The sequence below is a fragment of the Paraburkholderia caffeinilytica genome (genome assembly GCF_003368325.1).
GTDB classification, from domain to species: Bacteria; Pseudomonadota; Gammaproteobacteria; order Burkholderiales; family Burkholderiaceae; genus Paraburkholderia; species Paraburkholderia caffeinilytica.
On the sequence record NZ_CP031467.1, the window covers coordinates 179341 to 198079 of the forward strand.

16 protein-coding genes are annotated in these 18739 nt (G+C 63.9%); 7 read left to right on the top strand and 9 right to left on the bottom strand.

All coding sequences use genetic code 11. The features are described from left to right. The first annotated feature begins 205 nt into the window (after positions 1-205). Positions 206-2401, top strand: a complete 2196-nt coding sequence (locus DSC91_RS16765; protein ID WP_162831430.1) for a hypothetical protein — start codon at positions 206-208, stop codon at positions 2399-2401. 143 nt (positions 2402-2544) lie between these two features. On the opposite strand, the gene DSC91_RS16770 is transcribed toward DSC91_RS16765, so the two are convergent. From DSC91_RS16770 to DSC91_RS16810, 8 genes are all read right to left on the bottom strand, one after another. Further along, positions 2545-2913: a DUF3022 domain-containing protein gene (locus DSC91_RS16770; protein ID WP_115780002.1), complete on the bottom strand. Its 369-nt coding sequence runs from the start codon at positions 2911-2913 to the stop codon at positions 2545-2547. A gap of 111 nt (positions 2914-3024) precedes the next feature. Next, a complete protein-coding gene (locus DSC91_RS16775) occupies positions 3025-3843 on the bottom strand; it encodes a YhfC family intramembrane metalloprotease (protein WP_115780003.1) in 819 nt (272 codons plus the stop codon). A 71-nt stretch (positions 3844-3914) separates the two neighbouring features. Next, entirely contained in the window at positions 3915-5045 is a 1131-nt protein-coding gene (locus DSC91_RS16780; RefSeq protein ID WP_115780004.1) for a LacI family DNA-binding transcriptional regulator, read from the bottom strand. 25 nt (positions 5046-5070) lie between these two features. Beyond that, complete coding sequence (locus DSC91_RS16785) at positions 5071-6036, bottom strand: 2-hydroxyacid dehydrogenase (RefSeq protein ID WP_115783300.1); 966 nt, start codon at positions 6034-6036, stop codon at positions 5071-5073. Positions 6037-6040: 4 nt separating this feature from the next. After that, positions 6041-7336, bottom strand: coding sequence for an MFS transporter (locus DSC91_RS16790; RefSeq protein WP_115780005.1), 1296 nt, complete (start codon positions 7334-7336; stop codon positions 6041-6043). A gap of 394 nt (positions 7337-7730) precedes the next feature. Continuing rightward, positions 7731-8714: a sugar kinase gene (locus tag DSC91_RS16800; protein ID WP_115780006.1), complete on the bottom strand. Its 984-nt coding sequence runs from the start codon at positions 8712-8714 to the stop codon at positions 7731-7733. Between the two features lie 259 nt (positions 8715-8973). Further along, on the bottom strand, positions 8974-9747 hold the full coding sequence (locus DSC91_RS16805) for a sugar phosphate isomerase/epimerase family protein (protein ID WP_115783301.1): 774 nt from the start codon (positions 9745-9747) through the stop codon (positions 8974-8976). A 273-nt stretch (positions 9748-10020) separates the two neighbouring features. Beyond that, complete coding sequence (locus DSC91_RS16810) at positions 10021-10956, bottom strand: LysR family transcriptional regulator (RefSeq protein ID WP_115780007.1); 936 nt, start codon at positions 10954-10956, stop codon at positions 10021-10023. Between the two features lie 120 nt (positions 10957-11076). Here DSC91_RS16810 and DSC91_RS16815 point away from each other — a divergent pair, with 120 nt between their 5' ends. From DSC91_RS16815 to DSC91_RS16840, 6 genes are all read left to right on the top strand, one after another. Next, positions 11077-12168, top strand: coding sequence for a YeiH family protein (locus tag DSC91_RS16815; RefSeq protein ID WP_115780008.1), 1092 nt, complete (start codon positions 11077-11079; stop codon positions 12166-12168). 144 nt (positions 12169-12312) lie between these two features. Next, complete coding sequence (locus DSC91_RS16820) at positions 12313-13050, top strand: glutathione S-transferase (protein WP_115780009.1); 738 nt, start codon at positions 12313-12315, stop codon at positions 13048-13050. A gap of 112 nt (positions 13051-13162) precedes the next feature. Next, positions 13163-14896 carry a ClcB-like voltage-gated chloride channel protein gene (locus tag DSC91_RS16825; protein ID WP_115783302.1) on the top strand — a complete coding sequence of 578 codons (1734 nt, stop codon included), beginning with the start codon at positions 13163-13165 and terminating at the stop codon, positions 14894-14896. 275 nt (positions 14897-15171) lie between these two features. Next, positions 15172-16509 (top strand): C45 family autoproteolytic acyltransferase/hydrolase, encoded by a 1338-nt coding sequence (locus tag DSC91_RS16830; RefSeq protein WP_115780010.1) that lies wholly within the window; start codon positions 15172-15174, stop codon positions 16507-16509. A 381-nt stretch (positions 16510-16890) separates the two neighbouring features. Further along, positions 16891-17145: a hypothetical protein gene (locus DSC91_RS16835; RefSeq protein ID WP_115780011.1), complete on the top strand. Its 255-nt coding sequence runs from the start codon at positions 16891-16893 to the stop codon at positions 17143-17145. Positions 17146-17169: 24 nt separating this feature from the next. After that, positions 17170-17400 (top strand): DUF2795 domain-containing protein, encoded by a 231-nt coding sequence (locus DSC91_RS16840; protein WP_054039557.1) that lies wholly within the window; start codon positions 17170-17172, stop codon positions 17398-17400. A 120-nt stretch (positions 17401-17520) separates the two neighbouring features. Here the strand turns inward: DSC91_RS16840 and DSC91_RS16845 are convergent, their stop codons facing one another. After that, a complete protein-coding gene (locus DSC91_RS16845; RefSeq protein ID WP_115780012.1) occupies positions 17521-18570 on the bottom strand; it encodes a LysR family transcriptional regulator in 1050 nt (349 codons plus the stop codon). Positions 18571-18739 lie beyond the last annotated feature (169 nt).

The window sequence follows — 18739 nt, forward strand, 5'->3', positions numbered from 1 at the left end:
TCGGCATTCTAAATGAATGTCCCAGCCTTCAGCTCGAGATTCCCTATCTCTAATTGATTGCCGGGCATCTCGATCGGCAAGTCGAATGTCACAAAATGTATGTGCACCGCCGCCGGACCGTCGAGCCGCACGAATATGGGACGCCGTTCAACGTGCGCCGACGGCATGATGTGACTGAACGAGGCGCCTCGCTGCAGGAGTTGCTATGAAAGTCGACACAGTCTCTTATCCGTCATGGCCAGATGGAACGTTAGCGAACAGGCCGGACAACGCGCGGAATCCACGTAATCATGGCGCCCGGTCGGGTGCCCACAACCGGCAGAACCCGGCGCGGCCTGCGGCGCCTGGCGCAAACGGTGACTCGTCTCCACGTTTGTCGACCAGCCGGCTCGTGGCAAGTTCGGTCACCGCAGCCGCGCCCGCCTCTTCCGATCCGGTCGATGCAGAGGCCGAGCACATTGCGACCCAGGCAGTGATGGCCAACGAGGTCGAGGAAGATATGCAAACCTTCAATGAATCGCTGGACCTGGTCATCGATGACATCAACCAAGACCGCGATACGACCGACCACATGATCACCGCCGCGTCGGCCTACAATCGGTTGCTTGAATTAAGCACATCGGGCAGACCGACTCTCGAACTGCAGTCGAAGATCGACAGGCTCAAGACTGCTCTGCTGGATTCCAAAGGCGATGAACCGCTGGAGAGCATCGCGCAGAAAGCCAACGTCGATCTGCACGCGTTGAGTCATCCGAAGGACACCCCTTCGATCTTCACCAAGACTGCCCTGCTCGATTCCAACGACAATGAACCGCCGTATAGCGGCGTACAGAACGCCGGACTCAGCCTTTCCGGGTCAATTCATCCGACGGACGCCGCTTCGATCTTCGCCAAATACGGCAAGGCGCCGGGCATCCTCACGCGCGCAATCATCTTCGACGAAGCGCGCTTTAACAATTCCGCCATCCTGAAGAACACGCCGCTAGCGGCGTTGCAGCGACCAGGCAAGAGCGTGCTCGATCCTCTTGGACCGAACGGCAAGCTGGGGATTCTGGCAGCCACCCGTGGGGGTGCCGCCGGGACCCATTTCGCAAAAGGCGGCCTGTCATTTCTGTCTGGCATGGAGAAACTACACCAAGGCAAGAACCCCACGGACGACTTCATCATTGCAGGCACGAATATCGGACAAGGCATCAACGAGATCACGGTCGGCATGGGCACCGATCTGGGCAACCATCTGGTCAAGCTGCAGCAGGCGAAAACAGCAGCATCAATAGCTACCAAGCCAAGCACCGCACCGAGCGTAGACCCTGACCATCCCGTTCCAGGTTCGAGCGGCACGAACACGGGTACGGCTGAAGCGGTCGCCGAACCTCGGTACCAGCCGGAGTTCGACGAGTTCGGTCCGCACGACAAGCTCGACGACGAAGTCGACGCGCTCGAAAAAAATACCTCCGGACACATCGATGGTCAACTCGATACGCAACAAAAAAAGTTGCGCGACGACACGATTGGGAAGCTGGAAAATACGCATCCCGATGACCGGCAACTCAAATTGAAGGAATGGACAGAGGCTCTCGCGCCCCAGTACTTCGAAATGCAACACATGGCGGACGGATTGAAGGATTCGGCGGCCAGTGAGGCCCGCGACGCCCACGAGAATATCAAGACGATTGACGCAAAGGCCCAGGACGTCATCGCCCAACTCAAGAACCAGGGTTTCGCCACGGCAGATGCGGCGCGCCAGTCAAACAAGCCGGAAGCGATCGAACTTTGCAAGCAGCTCGATCAGTTGGCGGACCTGAAGCGCGGAGCCTACGACCAGTTCAACAGCGCAATGCTGGAACGCGATAACGAGCTCGTCGACTCCGTGGCCGCATTCAGCGAGTTCGGCCGGCTGCTGAAGGATACGCCCGCAAAAGACCTCTCCACGAAACTGCACGAGTGGACCGACAAATACAGGGAGAAATTCGGGGAACGTCAAGCCAGTTTCCTTAAGAGCACCGACAGTTGGCCAGAGTGGATGAAGATATCGAAGCCACTGCGCATGCAGTTGATTCCTAGCGCAATCAATACCGTTCTTAGTGGCGCGTCGTTCGGCGCTTCGTTAGACGCGTATCTGAAGAAGGAACAAGCGGGCACGGCGACGCTCAAGGACCGGCTGGACCTCAGCTCCTCTGTCGTGGGTCTGGTGGCCGGCATCGTTGGGTTCGTGCCGGTCGTCGGCCCGATCATTTCACTCGGGCTCGCGGTCGTCAGCTTCGTTCTTGGCGGACTGGCGGATCAGCACGCCGCCCGTATGCGCGAGGGCGCTACTTACAACCTGCAGGAAAAAATACGCGCGGAATACAACGCACAGCACCCCGGCAACGGAATCGCCGAGCCTTTCGACGGAGGCTGAGCAGCACCGACGGGCCTGAGTCTGCCACGCACACGTCAGGCTGCCTCGTACCCACGGTCAAACGAATGAGAAAACGGCCTTACATCATGATTTTGTAGCTGCATCGCGGCGAGCGACCTCGCCGCGATGTCCGGCGATCGCCGCTACGCAAACTCGTCGCCGAGTTCGATCGTCACGTCGCGCGGCACTGCCTCGCCGTTCGCATACTGCTCTTCAAGCGAGCCAATGCTCGCTTCGACAAACGCCCGCAACACCGCGAAACTGCGGGCGCGCAACCGCGCCGGCATCGCGCGATAACGCGCCAGCGCCGTCGGCGCGATCACCACGGTCATTACGATACGGCGCGCGGTCGCGCCGAAACGCATCGCAACCCAGTGAATCGCCAGCGTCGGCGTGCCGTCTTCACCCGCACGCTGGACGAACTGCGTCTGCTCGGGAAACAGATCGCTGATGACGCGCGCCAATTCCTCGAACTCGGGATTCGCGCAGTCGTATTGGTAAGCTTCTTCCATGAAGTGTGCCGAAAGGATAAGCCTGAATGGCGTACCGCAAGGGTACGCCGAAAGTTATAGGATCGCGGATGGCCGGTGCAGGAAGCGGGTCACAGCAGGCTCACAGCGGGCTCACGCAGCAACCGCCGGGCGGCGGAAAGCTTTGAACAACAAGCCCGCGACGATCACCGCCCCCAGCGCATACACGCCGTCCACCGCGGCGAGCGGCACGAGCCGCGCCTGGAACAACGCAGCCGGCACGTCGACCAGCGCATGCAGCACAATCGCAAGCGGCAGGATGCCGCGCCAACCGGCCCTCAAGCCGCGCCACATCAATACCGACAAACCGATCTGGAACACCAGCGCGGCCACTCTTTCGAGCGCGAAAATGCCGGCCGTCTGCGGCGTCAGGCTGGCGAGAATCAAATGAATGCGCATGATCGAGTCGGCCGGCAGATTGCTCAGGTAGCCGTCCAGTTCGCCGCGGTTTTCGAAGACCGCGAACAGGATCCATTGAATCTGCACCAGCACGCCGACCAGCCACGCTTCCGCGCCGCCATGGCCGAGGCCATAGGTCAGCGCGGGACTATCGGTTGTTCCCGCCGCGAGCGACGTCGAGCCCGACTTCGCTGCCGCCCGCCTGAGCAGAAACCGCATGCCGACGAACCGCCCCACTTCCTCGCAAATACCCGCCGCCAGCGTGCCGTACACCACGAAAGCGAGCGGATTCGACAGGACGCTCGCGGTCGCCTCATTCCAATGCAGCAGGTAGTCGTTCAGCGCGCGCTCGATCACCATGGCAAACAGCGCGAACACGGCGACGCCGACGATGGCGTCGCGGGAGTGCAGCGCGAGCGGCCGGCGCAGACGGCGGTAGATCACGAACGGTAAGGCGGCGACCAGCAGGGTCGCAACGGCGAGGCTCGAGAGGGTAAGCGGTGCAACAACCATGTGTTTCCTTGCGATGACCGGCGCGCACCCGCTGCGCGCCGCAGCCCGAATGATCGCAGATCAGCGCGAAGTCAGCGCAAAGTTGAGGCGCGAACGATCAATTCGCCTGGCAAGAGGCAGTCGCGCGCGGTGGTCTGAACCCCTTCGATGCGCTCGTGGAGGAACTCGACCGCGCGGTAGCCGATCTCGTAGGTCGGCTGACGGATCGCGGTGACGCCCGTCAACTCGGCCCATTCGGGATCGTCGATCGACAGCAGCGCGACGCGGGCCTGCCAGTCGGCGCCGTAGCGCGCTTTCAGGTGCAAGGCAAGACATAGCGCGACGGGCGCGTTGGCCGCGAACAGGGCGATGCGCCCGGCCGTGCGCGTGGGGTTGCCGGACGCATCGATTGCGTGGTCCAGTTCGGCTAGCGCGCGTTCGACGGCTGCCTGGTCCCCAAGATTCAGCACCAGCGTATGCCCGCGCACACCGCCTTCGCTGCCGTCACGATTGCTGCCGGCCCTGCCGCCTTCGCGCTTACCGCCCGTTCCGCCCTCATGGCCCTTGCCACCCTGTCCGCTCATCACCTCGCGAAACGCCGCCTCACGCAGTTGCCGCGAGCTGACCTGTTCGAAAGGCTGGACGACGAACCAGATATCGTCGAAACCGTTGTCCAGCAGATGCCGTGCGCCGAGTTCAGCCGCCGCCCGATTGTCGAGACCGACCATATCCGTGACGAGCCCATCCACCATGCGGTCCACCAGCACCACCGGAATCCCGCCGCTGCCTACCGGGCGCAAGGTTTCCTCGCGCACGCCGAGCGCGTTGACGATGACGCCTTCCACCCGGTACGTGGTGAGCAGCTGCAGATAGCGCCGTTCCATCTCGACTTCGTTCGCTGCGTGGCAGATCAGCGGCATCAACCCGAGCGCATGGCAAGCGGCTTCCACGCCTTGCAGCACTTCGACGGTATACGGGTTGGTCAGGTCGGCGAGCAGCATGCCGATCAGGCGGTTGCGGCCGCGCTTGAGGCCGCGCGCCATCTGGTTCGGCTGGTAGTCGAGGCGTGCGATCGCGGCCTCGATTCGCGCGCGCAGTTCAGGCGACAGCACGCTCATCTCGCCGTTCAGATAGCGTGAGATGCTGGTCTTGCCGGTGCCGGCTTCACGCGCGACGTCGGTGATCGTCGCGCGGCGCGGCGTGGCCTGCGGCGTCGTGCTCATCGGTTCCTCGTGGATCGGAATAGGCTCATTTTGCCAGCACCTCGCGGTTGACGATGTTCGCTTTCAGCGTCCCGTCGAGCGCGGCGACGAGGTTTTCCGCCGCATTGCGCGCCATCGCGTGACGGGTCTCGTGCGTCGCCGAACCGATATGCGGCAGCGCGACTACATTGGCCAGCTTCAGCAGCGGCGAGTCGGCCGGCAGCGGTTCGGTCTCGAACACGTCCAGACCCGCGCCGCGAATCGTGCCGTCTTGCAGCGCTTCGATCAGCGCCTTTTCGTCGACAGTCGCGCCGCGCGAGGCGTTGATCAGGATCGCGCTCTTCTTCATCGACTTGAGTTCGGCTGCGCCGATCAGGTGCTTTGTCTCAGGCGTGAGCGGCACTTGCAAGCACACGAAGTCCGAGGTGTCGAGCAGTTCCGCCAGCTCGACGCGGCGCGCGCCGTACGCCTGCTCCGCCTGCGCGTTCGCGCTGCGGTTCGTGTACAGCACCTTCATGTTGAAGCCGAGCGCCGCGCGCCGCGCCACCGCGCCGCCAATCCGTCCCAGCCCGACGATGCCGAGCGTCTTGCCCTGCACGTCGACGCCGAAATGGGCCGGTCCGATGCTGTGCTTCCACTGGCCCGCCCTCACCCACTCCGCGAGCTCGACCACGCGCCGCGCCGAGGCGAGGATCAGCGAGAACACCGTATCCGCCGTGGACTCGGTCAGCACGTCCGGCGTGTGAGCGAGCACGATACCGCGGCGCGTGAGATCGGCGACGTCGAACTGGTCGAAGCCCACCGAGATGGTCGACAACGCCTTCAGCCGGTTCGCGCCTTCCAGCATCGCCGGTGTGATTTTCACGCTCGAACCGATGCCGCCGTCCGCGTCCTTCAATGCGGCGGCGAACGTGTCATGCTGCGCGGGATCGACCTGCACGACGTCCGCATGCCGTTGCAGATACGCGAGCACATCCTCGGGCAGCGATTTCCAGGCGACGATCTTCTTCATCAATTCATTTTCCTTGCATCGGTGTAGCGAGCGTGCCGGTCTTGGTCAGCGGCTCGGCCTGAGGCTGCGGTTTGACAATCAACGTCAGAATCACCGCGGCGATCAGCGCCACGCTCATGAACGCGTAGGATGCCGCGGGCGAGCCGGTCGCGCCATTCAGATAGCCGACCACGTACGAGCCGACGAACGAGCCGAGCGCGCCCATGCTGTTGATCAGCGCCATCGCGCCGCCTGCGACGTTCTTCGGCAGCAGTTCCGGCACGATCGCGAAGAACGGCCCATACGGCGCGTACATCGCCGCGCCGGCAATCACCAGCAGCGCGTACGACACCCAGAAGTGCGTGGAGCCGAGCGCGTACGACGCGGCGAACGCGATCGCGCCGACCAGCAGGAACGGCCACACGAACACTTTGCGGCGGTTGAGTTTATCCGATGCCCAAGAAGCCGCAAGCATGGCGATCGTTGCGGCCAGATACGGCAGCGCCGAGAGCCAGCCGGTTTCGACCATGCCGAGCGTCGAGCCGTTCTTCAGAATGGACGGCAGCCACAGCACGAAACCGTACACACCGATGCTCCAGCAGAAATACTGCGCGCACAGCTTGACGACCGCGGGCGTGCGGAACGCCTCGCTGTAGTTGCGCACCGGCTTGATCGCGGCCTGTTCGGCGCGCAGCGTTTCGGCGAGATCGTCCTTCTGCTGCTGCGTGAGCCACGATACCTGCTGCGGCTTGTCCTGCACGATGAACCACCAGCACACCGCCCAGAGAATCGCGGGCGCGCCTTCGGCGATAAACATGTGGCGCCAGCCGAACGAGTGCACCAGATAGCCGGATACCACCGACATCCACAGCACCGTCACCGGGTTGCCGAGAATCAGGAAGGTGTTGGCCCGTGAGCGCTCGCGCTTCGTGAACCAGTTGCTGATGAAAATCAGCATCGCCGGCATCACTGCGGCCTCGACGACGCCAAGCACGAAGCGGATCACCATTAGCGAGGGAATATTGCTGACCATGCCGGTCAGCGCCGCGCACCCACCCCACAGGATCAGGCTCCAGAACACGAGCTTTTTCACGCTGCGGCGTTCCGCGTAGATCGCGCCGGGAATCTGGAAAAAGAAATAACCGAGGAAGAACAACGCGCCGATCAGCGACGACAGGCCCTTACTGATGCCGAGATCCTGGTTGATGCCGGCGGCGGACGCAAAACCGAAGTTCGCGCGGTCGAGATAAGCGAGGCTGTACGTGATGAATACGATCGGCATGATCGTCCACCAACGGCGAATCGCAAGCGATGAAGTCATAAAAGTCTCCTTTGTCGGCCAGAGTTGGCGCTTTAGCTGTCGGCCAGAGTTAGCGCTTTAGCGCTTAGTCCGATCCCATGCAAAGCTGTCGACCAGAGTTGGTGCAAAGCGCTTACTCCGGTCCCATGCAAGATAGTTGCTGACGGTCTCCCGGAGCAATGATGGGCGGTCATGCGGCGCTGTTCGAGCGCTCTTGCTGTTATCGAGCGAGCTAATACTGTCTGTGCTGTCTGTGCTGTCTGTGCTGTCTGTGCTGTCTGTGCTGTCTGTGCTGTCTGTGCTGTCTGTGCTGTCTGTGCTGTCTGTGCTGTCTGTGCTGTCTGTGCTGTCTGTGCTGTCTGTGTTGTCCGTGCTGGATATGCTGACTGCGGAATCGTGCGTGCCGTACACGCGTTCAGGCCGCCGTTGCGACGTGCGGCAGGTCGGCGAGTTCGAGCGCGTCGAGGTCGGCACGGCTCGGCAGGCCCTCCGAATCGCCGATCACCTGGATCGCCAGTGCGCCGATGCGGTTGCCGCGCGCAACCGCTTGCGGCAGTGTCTTGCCTTCGAGCAGCGCACTGACCACGCCGACGGCGAAGCCGTCGCCCGCGCCGACCGTGTCCACCACCTTCGCGACCGGTTGGCCGGCGATCACAGCGGCATCGTCGGCGGTGCGGAAGTACGCGCCTTCTGCGCCGAGCTTGATGATCACGCCGCGCGCGCCCTGGTCGAGATAGAACTGTGCGATGTCGTCCGGCTGCGTGTAGCCGGTCAGAATCCCGCCTTCGCCGATGCCGGGCAGCACCCAGTCGGCCAGTGCCGCGAGCGCATTCAAGCCTTCGACCATTGCGGCACGCGAGGGCCACAGCGTCGGACGCAGATTCGGGTCGAACGAAATGGTCTTGCCGGCGGCACGCATTTCGCGCGCCAGATGGAATGCGAGTTCGCACGAGCTGGCCGAGATCGCCGGCGCCACGCCCGTCAGATGCAAGTGACGCGCGGGCAGCACGTAATCGGCTGCGTAGTCGGCCAGCGACAGGTGGCTCGCCGCCGAGCCTTTACGAAAGTACTCGATGGCCGGATCGCTGCCGTCGTCGCTTTTCGACTTCAGCTGGAAACCGGTCGGGTAGCGCTCGTCGGTGGTCACGCAGCGCTGGTCGATGCCTTCTTTCGTCAGCGTGTCGCGCACGTACTGGCCGAACGAATCGTTGCCGACGCGGCTCATCCAGCCCACCTTGAACCCCAATCGCGACAGGCCGATCGCCACATTCAGATCGGCGCCCGCGACGCGCTTGGTGAACTGCCCGACGCCGGCAAGCGCGCCGGTTTCGGCGGCCACGAACATGGCCATCGCTTCGCCGTAGGTGATGACGTCGAGTGCTGCGTTTGTGTTGCTCATGCTTCGCTCCTGCGGGTTCCTGTTTGCTGCGTGTTTTTTGCGTGTGCTGCTTTGCGTGTGCTGCTTTGCGTGTGCTGCTTTGCGTGTGCTGCTCTGCGAGTACTGCTTTGCGTACGGTGCCTTTCGTGCACTTCTTTACTTGATCTGCCTTGCCTACGCTTCTCTACGCATGCGCCCGTTCGTACCGCGTGTCCTTCTCCCTACACGCTTTTTGCCGGGCGTTTTTCGAGTACCGCTCTTCTCAGGTCCTGCGCGCCGCTTACGCGGCGGCCAGCCACGCGACGTAGTGCGCCGCGTCCCCGTCGATACGGTTTGCATCGAACGGAAATTCAATGCCGCGCGGCACGTGGCGCGGCAGCTTGTCGAGCACTGCGGCGAACTGCGTGTCGCCGGCGCACGGCGCGGCGGGAAAGCGCCGTGCGCCCTCGCCCACCACCGTCTTGCAATGGATGTACTCGACATGCGCAGCCAACGGCCCGGCGGCATCGAGCGGCGCGACATCGCGCCAGGTCCAGTTGCCGATATCGAAGGTCATGCCGAGCAGGCCGGCGTGGCCTTCGCGCGCCAACGCGTCGAACAGCCCGGTGAATTGTTCGAGCGACCCGCCTTCAGCCAGCTGGCCGTTTTCGACGACGAGCCGTACGTCCGCGCAGCGCATGCAATCGGCGATCACCGCGGCGTTGGCCTCAGTGACAAACCCGCCGAGTTGAAGCTTCACGAAGCGCGCGCCCAGGGCGACCGCTTCTTCGATCGAGACGCGCAGTGCGTCGGCGTCAAGCTTGCCGTCCGTCGCGTACAGCGACGCGGGCGTCGAGTAGACCGACCATAGCCCGAGTTCCGCAATCTGTTGGCCGAGCGTGTGCAACGCCTGCGGTGCGGCGTCGGCTTCATCCGCGAACAGCTCGCGACGCACTTCGAAACCCGTGGCGCCGGCCTGTTTGCTCGCGACGGCCCACTTCAGATGGCCGTGCGTGCGAACCGCGTCCATCCCGAATGCGCTTGCGACGATCACCACGTTCACTGCGTCAGTCATGTCGAATTTACTCAAATCTGTCTCATGATCCGCATTTGGAACCGGTTCCAAATGTGTTTCGAAAAAAAGCGCCGAGGCGCTTGCGATGCCCGAATAGTGCGCCGGGGGCGGCGTCATGCACCATAGTGGAAATCCCCAGGCGAGCCTGGCACAGGTGGCTGTTGCGACGCGCAACGTGCTCCGTTCGAGGTCCGGTGCGTCTCGCCGCTCGCCGTGAGCATTCGAGCCCTGCGGACCCGCCATAGCGTGCATCCATAGACGGACTCGCGTGATTCAAGGCCCATCCGCAAGGCACAGCGCAAGGAACTGTTCGACCACCCGCGACGACGCGCTCGCGTGAGGCACCAGAATCGACAGCCGCCGCGTCAGCGGCTCCGGGCTCAACGAAAACAGGCACAGCGCGCCGTCCTCATGCCGCATCGACATCGCCGAGACGAAACCGATGCCCATGCCTGCGCGCACCGCCTCCTTGACGCCTTCGACCCCGGCGATCTCCAGCGCGACGCGCATCGGCACGCCCGCCCGGGCAAAGGCTCGCTCGACGATCTGCCGCACGCCCGACCCGGCTTCGCGCAACACCAGCGGATGCGAGCCGAACGCCGCCAGTTCCGCCCGCCAGCCGTTGATGGCCGCGCCGCGCTCTGCCGTGCCCGCGCCATGCGTCTTCGCCAGCGCCACCGCCAGCGGATGCGTGCGCGGCATGATCGCAACGATCTCGTCCTCGCGCCACGCGTGCACTGCGGTGTCCGGCGGCAGATCCGAGCCGACCGGTCCTTCGATCATCGCGATATCCACCGAGCCGAGCGCGCCGACGATCTCCGTGGTGTTGCCGTCGGCGGTATGCAGCGTCACGTCGGGATAGCGCCGATGAAAATCGGCGATCAGGTACGGCAGCAGATAACTTGCCGGCGTGGTGCTTGCACCGATGCGCAAGGTGCCTTGCTCGAGGCCGCGCAGCGCGTCGCGATACGCATGCGCCTGCCGCCACGTATCGCGCAGCCGGGTCGCATAGCTGGCGAGTTGCTCGCCGGCAGGGGTCAGGCGTACGCCGCGCCCGTCGCGCAGGTAAAGCGGCTCGCCGAATTCGTCCTGCAACTGCCGCAATTGTCCGGACACGGCCGGCTGCGACAAATGCAGCGCCACAGCCGCCCGGCTGATGTTGCGATGCTCGGCGACGGCGGCAAACGTTATAAGTTGATCCGGGGTCATGGCACTTAAAGTATCCGTGATTCTGATACTTCACATTCTAAATCACGATTTTTCATATCGATATATCTAATTTAGGATTAGGCCTATCGAATCAAGACAGTCATAGGAAGGCGCTACGCCATGTCCACCGCTCATCTCACCGCTTCTGCCGCACCCGCCGGGTCATCCACCCGTGGCCAGCTCAACGGCATTCTGTTCGTCGCGCTGTTCGCCGCGGCCGTGACCCGCATCGCTTCGATTCCGGCCATCGCCGGCCTAGGCCTGAGCCCGCTGATCGTCGGCATCGTGGCGGGCGCCATTTACGGCAACGCGTTGCGCGACGGCATGCCCGAAAGCTGGGCAGCCGGCGTCAACTTCTCGGCGCGCAAACTCCTGCGCATCGCCGTGGCGTTTTTCGGACTGCGCGTCAGCCTGCAGGAAATCGCGCAGGTCGGCTTGCCCGGTCTCGCCGAATCGGTGCTGATCGTCGTGAGCACGCTGGCAATCGGCACGTGGGCCGGCATGAAAATCATGAAGCTCGACCGCGACACGGCGCTGCTCACCGCGGCGGGCAGCGCGATCTGCGGCGCGGCCGCCGTGCTCGCGTTCGAGTCGACGCTGCAGTCCAAGCCGCATAAGAGTGCGATGGCGGTGGGCAGCGTGGTGCTGTTCGGCACCCTCTCGATGTTCCTTTACCCGGTGCTGTTCAAGGCGGGCTGGCTGCATCTCGACACGGTCGGCGCGGGCCTGTTCTTCGGCGGCACGATTCACGAAGTGGCGCAGGTGGTCGGCGCGGCCAGCAACGTGAGCCCGGAAGCGGCCCACATCGCGACCATCGTCAAGATGACCCGCGTGATGCTGCTGGTGCCGGTGCTGCTGGTCGTCGGCATGTGGGTGAACCGCCCGGCACGCAGCGCAGCCGCCTCCGCGTCGGCCGAAGACGGCAAGCAACGCGCGCCGCGCAAGCTGGCGATTCCCTGGTTCGCGCTCGGATTCCTCGCCTTCGTCGTGATCAACTCGCTGCACGTTCTGCCCGAAAGCGCGACCAGCACGCTGAACATGCTCGACACCTTCGCGCTCACCATGGCCATGACCGCGCTCGGTATCGAAACCCGCATCGCGCAGATCCGTCAGGCCGGCCCTCGCGCATTGACCACCGGCTTCATCCTGTATGTGTGGTTGATCGCCGGCGGACTGGGTATCACATGGACTGTCCAGCGCCTGTTCGGCTAAACCGCCCCGCCTCCCCGCCAACCCCGCCGCGTGCGGGGTTTTGTGCGTTCAGGAGAACCATCTGTCACTCATGCGCGGCATACTGGTTGCCGACGTTGCCCGTTCACGCCAACCCGTTCATGCAACCGGAATGAGGACTGATCGATGAGCCTGGAACTTTACTATTGGGACGGCCTGCAAGGCCGCGGAGAATTCGTGCGGCTGGCGCTGGAAGAAGCCGGCGCGGACTATGTGGAAGTGGCGCGCGGCGAGTCGTCCGAGGGCCTTGGCACGAACGCGATGATGGCGCTGATGAAGAGCAGGAACGAACCCCATCCGCCGTTCGCGCCGCCGTTTCTGAAGGACGGCGATCTGGTGATCGCGCAAACCGCCAACATCCTGTTCTACCTCGGCCCAAGGCTCAATCTCGCGCCATCGGTTGAAAGCCTGCGCTACGTTGCCAACGGACTGCAGCTGACGATCGCCGACATGGTGACCGAAGCGCACGACACGCATCACCCGCTCGCCAGCGCGTTGTATTACGAAGACCAGAAAGACGCGGCCAAAGTGCGCGCGCACGACTTCATCGACCACCGGATTCCGAAGTTCATGACGTACTTCGAGCGCGTGCTGAAACAGAACCCGGCCGGCGACACGTTCATGGTGGGCGACGCGCTCACTTACGTCGACCTGTCGATGTTCCAGCTGATCGACGGTCTGCTGTACGCGTTTCCGCGCGCGCTCAAGCGTTTCGGCGAACACTATCCGCGCCTCGCGGCGTTGTACGACCTGGTGATCGGGCGGCCGAACATCGCCGCGTATCTCCAGTCCGACCGGCGCATCGAGCACAACGAAGCCTGCATCTTCCGGCACTACCCGGAACTCGACAAGGCGGCTGCTTGATCCACGCCGCCCTCCTTTGCGAGCCTTCCGCATCGCGCCCGCTTCCGACAGCGGGCGCGATGCTGTTACCGTACGCGCATTCCATCCACTCATCACGCCCTCTCCTGCCGACGTGCTCTCATTCCTGCTGAAGCTGCGCACCCGCGCCCAAACCCTGTTCCGTCTGTCCGACGCCCATACGATGCTGGTCTGGTCGGTGGTGGTCGGCGTCGCGGGCGCGTTCGCGACGATTGCCTTTCGCGAGGGCATTGCGTTGCTGCAACTGGCGGTGGTCGGCAAGTCCGGCAGCTTCGTCGAAATGGCGCGCAGCTTGCCGTGGACGGTGCGCGTGTGGCTGCCCGCCGCAGGCGGCCTGATCGCCGGTGCGTTTCTGCTGATCGCGCAGCGTCACGTCGACAAGTGCAATCACATCGACTACATGGAAGCGGTCGCCATCGGCGACGGCGTGGTGCCGGTCAAGCTGAGCTTCTGGCGCAGCGTGTCGTCGCTATTCACGATTTCGAGCGGCGGCTCGATCGGCCGCGAAGGTCCGATGGTGCAACTGGCGGCGCTGGCCGCCTCCCTGATCGGCCGCTGGGTGCATTTCGATCCGCCGCGTCTGCGCCTGCTCGTTGCGTGCGGTGCGGCGGCCGGGATTACCGCCGCGTACAGCGCGCCGATTGCCGGCGCGTTTTTCGTCACCGAAATCGTGCTCGGCTCGATCGTGATGGAGAGCTTCGGGCCCGTGGTGGTGTCGGCGGTGGTCGCCAACATCACGATGCGCGAGTTCACCGGCTACAAGCCGCCGTACGAAATGCCGGTGTTTCCGCCGGTGACGGGTGCCGAAGTGCTGCTGTTCGTCGCGCTCGGACTGCTGTGCGGCGCGGCTGCGCCGCAGTTTCTGCGGCTGATGGACTTCTCGAAAGCGAACTTTCGCAAGCTGCCCGTGCCGCTGCCCATCCGGCTGGCGTTGGGCGGTCTGGTCGTCGGCATTCTGTCGGTGTGGACGCCCGAGGTGTGGGGCAACGGCTACAGCGTGGTCAACTCCATTCTGCATTCGCCGTGGACATGGAGCGCACTCGTCCTCGTGCTGGTGTTCAAAGTCGTCGCGACGTCCGCGACCGTGGGTTCAGGCGCGATCGGCGGGGTGTTCACGCCGACGCTCTTCGTCGGCGCTGTGGTCGGCTCGCTGTTCGGCCTCGGCATGCATGCGTTGTGGCCGAACGGCACCTCGGCGCCGTTCGCCTATGCGATGGTCGGCATGGGCGCGTTCCTGGCCGGCGCCACACAGGCGCCGCTGATGGCGATCCTGATGATCTTCGAAATGACGCTCAGCTATCAGGTGGTGCTGCCGCTGATGCTGTCGTGCGTGGTCGCGTATTTCGTGTCTCGCGCGATCGGCAAGACGTCCATGTACGAAATCACGCTGCGCCGCAATCAGGAGGAACAGGAGCGCACCCGTCTGCGCGCGACGCAGATGCGCGAGCTGATCCGTCCCGCCGAAACCGTCGTGCCGCCGAATGCGACCGTGCAGGACATGACGCGCGTGTTCCTCGAATATCCGGTGAAGTATCTGTACGTCGCCAACGAGTCCGGCGCGTTTCTCGGCGTGGTCGCGCTCAAGGACATCACCTCCGATCTGCTCGACAATCTCGACACGTCCGCGAAAACCGCCGCGGATTATCTGCAGTCGCATTTCGACGTGCTCACGCCGGACATGCCGCTCGGCGTTGCGTTGCAGCACTTCATGGCGTTTCAGGGAGAGCGCTTGCCGGTCGTCGAAAGCGCGGAGGATCCGAAGCTGGCGGGTGTGGTGTACAAGACTTCGTTGCTCGATGCGTACTTCCGCATGAATCCGACGCGCTAGGTTCGGCACGCCGGGTTCCGCGCGCAAACTTGCGCACGCCCGCTCCCGATCGGGGCGTTTGAGCGCCGGGGCATTTGAGCACCAGGTCGGCCGACCGCGGAGTCATGCTCCCGAACTCGCGCGGCATGGCGCGGCGCCTCACTCACGCTTCCGTCTCATCCCGTGCAAAGCGCGGCAGATTCTCTACAATGGGGAAACCGCTGCAGCGCTTGCGAGCAGCGCGCGTTACGCCATGACGGGCGCACCGAGACGCCCGCCCTTCGATCGGAGCGAAGATGAGCGAACCGTCACTCGATGCCGTACGCCGCGACCAGGCGGGCTGGATTTTTCTGCATATCGAAGGCGAGCCGTACGATCGCGGCGAGCAGCACGGCCAGTTGCTCGCCACTGAAATCCAGAACGCGATTCGCACCGCCCGCTACCTGGCCAAATGGGACACCGGTGAAGACTTCGATACCTTCGTCGAAGCCGCCGTGTCCCAGTTCGCCAACAAGCTCGACACTGAATTCGCCGACGAAATCCAGGGCATCGCCGACGGCGCGAAGCTGCCGTTCGCCGAAGTGCTGGCCTGGAACGGCTACATGGATCTGCTGCAAAGCTGGTGGCCGAGCCACGCGGCGGCCCAGCGGCCGCAACTCAGCCTGAAACCGTGGCGCGGACGCCGCGGCCATCACTGCAGCGCTTTCATCGCCACCGGCAACGCCACCCGCGACGGCGGCATCGTGATGGCGCACAACTCGTGGGACCGCTACGCTGCGGGCGACGCGTTCAACGTCGTGTTCGACATCGTGCCCGATCGCGGCAACCGCATCCTGATGCAGGGCCTGCCGGGCTGCATTTCCAGCCTCACCGATTTCTGGGTCACCGAAGCCGGCCTGATGGTCACCGAAACCACCATCTCCAACTTCGTCGGCTACAACGCAGCGGGTGCGCCGGAGTTCTACCGGTCGCGGCGCGCGTCGCAGTATGCCAACAACATCGGCGAATGGTGCGAGATGTTCGCCGTCGCCAACAACGGCGGCTACGCGAACAGCTGGCTGCTCGGCGACACCAAGACCGGCGAGATCGCGCGCTACGAACTGGGACTGCACTATTCCGGTTTCGAGAGTACGAAAGATGGCTTCTATAGCGGCTACAACACCGCCACCGATCTGAAAATCCGCAACCAGGAATGCATCGGCGAAGGCGAAGACTATACGGACGTGCGCAAGAACGGCGCGCGCCGCTTGCGCTTCATGCAACTCGAGGAAATGCATCACGGCAAGATCGACGCCGAACTCGCGAAAGAGATGATCGCCGACCATCACGACGTTTATCTCGACCGTAACGACAACCCGTGCTCGCGCACCATCTGCGGACATCTGGAACTGGACGACGCGCGCTTCGGCGGTTCCGATCAAGGGCCGTTCAATCCGTGGGGCGCCAACGACGGCAAGGTGGTCGACAGCGAGATGGCGCGCAAGATGGCGTTCACCGCGCGCTGGGGACACCCATGCGGCCGGCCGTTCGACGCCCAGGCGTTCATGAAGCGCCACCCACAGTGGAACTGGCTCAACGGCTATATGCGCGACCGGCCGTCATGGCCGTGGACGCGGTTCGACGTGCTGCGCTAGAAGGCCGCTCGTGCCGGGTCGCCGAGCCAGTGTCCCGGGCTGCATCAGGCAGATCGGGCGCACTGGACGCACTGGACGCACTAGGCGGATTGGGCGGAATGGGGCTTGCGCGCGGATTCAGGCATCCGTTGCTGCCGCACCGCAGCATGAACCCGGCACGACCGTTCGCGACTGCGCTGCCTTTTTCCTGCCATGATGTGAAATCTACAATGAGGTTTTGTCTCTTTTGCGCGCGCGGCGCAGCGCTTTGGCATCTAAGATGGTAAATGCACGCCGCCCGCCTGGATCAACGCCGCGTGTAGGTTGCGCCTTCCTTACGACGCGGGGACGACGCAGCGCTTGCTCAACTGTCAGCGCCGCATGAGCTTAGGAGGTCGGGCGATGAAAACCTCGACACTGTTGACCATGGTGACGCTGTCAGCCTCGTGTTTTGCCGCGCCGGTTCATACCGCGCCGGACAGCACCGCCGCCAATAGCCTTGCCGAACGCGCCAATGCCGCACCGGTCGCCCCCGCGGCGCCGGACGTCGCGGCCACGGACGACACTCGTCCGCAACAATGGCAACACATCGCGCTGCCCAAGTCGCGGCATCTGGAGCGAAGCTTCACGGGCCAGAACGAGCACCTGCAAACCTGAAAACCGCATCCCTGGAGCGCTTGCATGACGGCATCGGATATTCCCGGCGAATCGATTGATCTGCAGATCGCCGACGTTCTGCGCGAAGTCCGTTTCCCGACCTACAAGGACGCGCTCGTCGACGCCGCGCGCGAAGCCGGCGCGAGCAACGAAGTCGTGTCGATGCTCGACGGTTTGCCGGAGCAGGACTATGCCGACGTGGCGTCGGTTACGCGCCTCGTCGGCGGCAACTATGGGCCAGGTCTGGGGGCGTGAGCGGAAAGCAGCGCTTGACCCCGAGTTCGTTTCCCTTCGATCCGAAGCCCGCTGCCAACTGATATTCGCGGCGCCCCAAGGCACGAGGCTAAGCCTCAGACACCGGCGTGTCGCGCCTCGTCAAAGCGGCGACGACGCCACGATCCGTGCACGTGAAACCGGGAGCGTCGGCCGCGCCGCGTCGCCCGGCAGGGCGGACACCGGCAGGTCGTCGGCGTAAGCCGGCGAACCGGCCACGGCGCGCCGCGGCATCCTCGCGCGTGGATCGCTCGCGTGCTCGTCGGCACGCTGGAAATGCGCGACAAGATGATCGATAAAGGTGCGCACTTTCGCCGGCAAATGAAGGCGGCTCGGATACGCAATCGTGATTTCGATTTGCGGCAGACGGTAGTCGCCGAGCAACGGCACAAGGCGCCCGGACGCGAGATCGCGGCCGATCAGATAGCTCGGCAAAATCGCCACGCCCATGCCCAGCAGGGCGAACTGCCTCAGCATCTCGGTGTTGTTCGCCGCAATCGCGTTGGTGGGCCTCACGCGGACTTCACCCTGTGGTCCGGTGAACACCTTCTCGTCGCCGCCCTGCTCGGCGGGCCGGCTCAGACAGGGATGCTTCAACAGATCCTCCGGCCGGGTCGGCGTGCCGTGCTGGGCCAGATAGGCGGGCGTCGCGCAAACCGTCATATAGCCGGTGGTCAATCGCCGCGTGACGATGCTCGCGCTGCGCATCTGCCGCGCGACCAGAATGCCGACGTCGAACCCCTCTTCCACCAGATCGACGTGACGATCCGCCAGCGTGACGTCAGGCATGACGTCCGGATAACGTTCGGCGTACGACTGCACCACCGGCGCGAGGCTATGCAGCCCGAACACCACCGGCGCGACGATGCGCAGGGTCCCGACCGGTTCGTGATTGCGCGCCACCACCATGTTCTCGACACCGTCCAGGTCGTCGAGAATATGGCGCACGCGCTCCAGATAAGTCGTACCGGATTCGGTCAGCGAGAGACGGCGCGTCGTGCGATTGAGCAGCCGGGTGCCAAGGCGCGCTTCCAGATCCGCGACGTGGCGCGTGACGACGGCAGTGGACAGATCCAGCGCGCCAGCCGCCCGAACAAAACTGCCAAGATCGGCCACCTTGACGAATACGCGCATCGACTGCAATTGATTCATGGGACGGCTCCTGCCTCGATAAAACCGGGCCGGCGCAATGCTGCCGCCTGTGTCGACCCGCGCGACAAGGCGCGCGCGGATTTGCCCAACGATTCGATTGTATCGATCCGATCATGTCCCAACCCTGACCCGAACATGACAATCCGGTCAGGTTCCTGAGGCGCTCGCA

Excerpts from the sequence above, each read along its gene's own strand:
- DSC91_RS16805 (WP_115783301.1), bottom strand. The coding sequence starts at position 9,747 with ATGACTGACGCAGTGAACGTGGTGATCGTCGCAAGCGCATTCGGGATG.
- DSC91_RS16790 (WP_115780005.1), bottom strand. The coding sequence starts at position 7,336 with ATGACTTCATCGCTTGCGATTCGCCGTTGGTGGACGATCATGCCGATC.
- DSC91_RS16780 (WP_115780004.1), bottom strand. The coding sequence starts at position 5,045 with ATGAGCACGACGCCGCAGGCCACGCCGCGCCGCGCGACGATCACCGAC.
- DSC91_RS16770 (WP_115780002.1), bottom strand. The coding sequence starts at position 2,913 with ATGGAAGAAGCTTACCAATACGACTGCGCGAATCCCGAGTTCGAGGAA.
- DSC91_RS16800 (WP_115780006.1), bottom strand. The coding sequence starts at position 8,714 with ATGAGCAACACAAACGCAGCACTCGACGTCATCACCTACGGCGAAGCG.
- DSC91_RS16810 (WP_115780007.1), bottom strand. The coding sequence starts at position 10,956 with ATGACCCCGGATCAACTTATAACGTTTGCCGCCGTCGCCGAGCATCGC.
- DSC91_RS16820 (WP_115780009.1), top strand. The coding sequence starts at position 12,313 with ATGAGCCTGGAACTTTACTATTGGGACGGCCTGCAAGGCCGCGGAGAA.
- DSC91_RS16775 (WP_115780003.1), bottom strand. The coding sequence starts at position 3,843 with ATGGTTGTTGCACCGCTTACCCTCTCGAGCCTCGCCGTTGCGACCCTG.
- DSC91_RS16765 (WP_162831430.1), top strand. The coding sequence starts at position 206 with ATGAAAGTCGACACAGTCTCTTATCCGTCATGGCCAGATGGAACGTTA.
- DSC91_RS16815 (WP_115780008.1), top strand. The coding sequence starts at position 11,077 with ATGTCCACCGCTCATCTCACCGCTTCTGCCGCACCCGCCGGGTCATCC.
- DSC91_RS16840 (WP_054039557.1), top strand. The coding sequence starts at position 17,170 with ATGACGGCATCGGATATTCCCGGCGAATCGATTGATCTGCAGATCGCC.
- DSC91_RS16785 (WP_115783300.1), bottom strand. The coding sequence starts at position 6,036 with ATGAAGAAGATCGTCGCCTGGAAATCGCTGCCCGAGGATGTGCTCGCG.
- DSC91_RS16830 (WP_115780010.1), top strand. The coding sequence starts at position 15,172 with ATGAGCGAACCGTCACTCGATGCCGTACGCCGCGACCAGGCGGGCTGG.
- DSC91_RS16835 (WP_115780011.1), top strand. The coding sequence starts at position 16,891 with ATGAAAACCTCGACACTGTTGACCATGGTGACGCTGTCAGCCTCGTGT.
- DSC91_RS16845 (WP_115780012.1), bottom strand. The coding sequence starts at position 18,570 with ATGAATCAATTGCAGTCGATGCGCGTATTCGTCAAGGTGGCCGATCTT.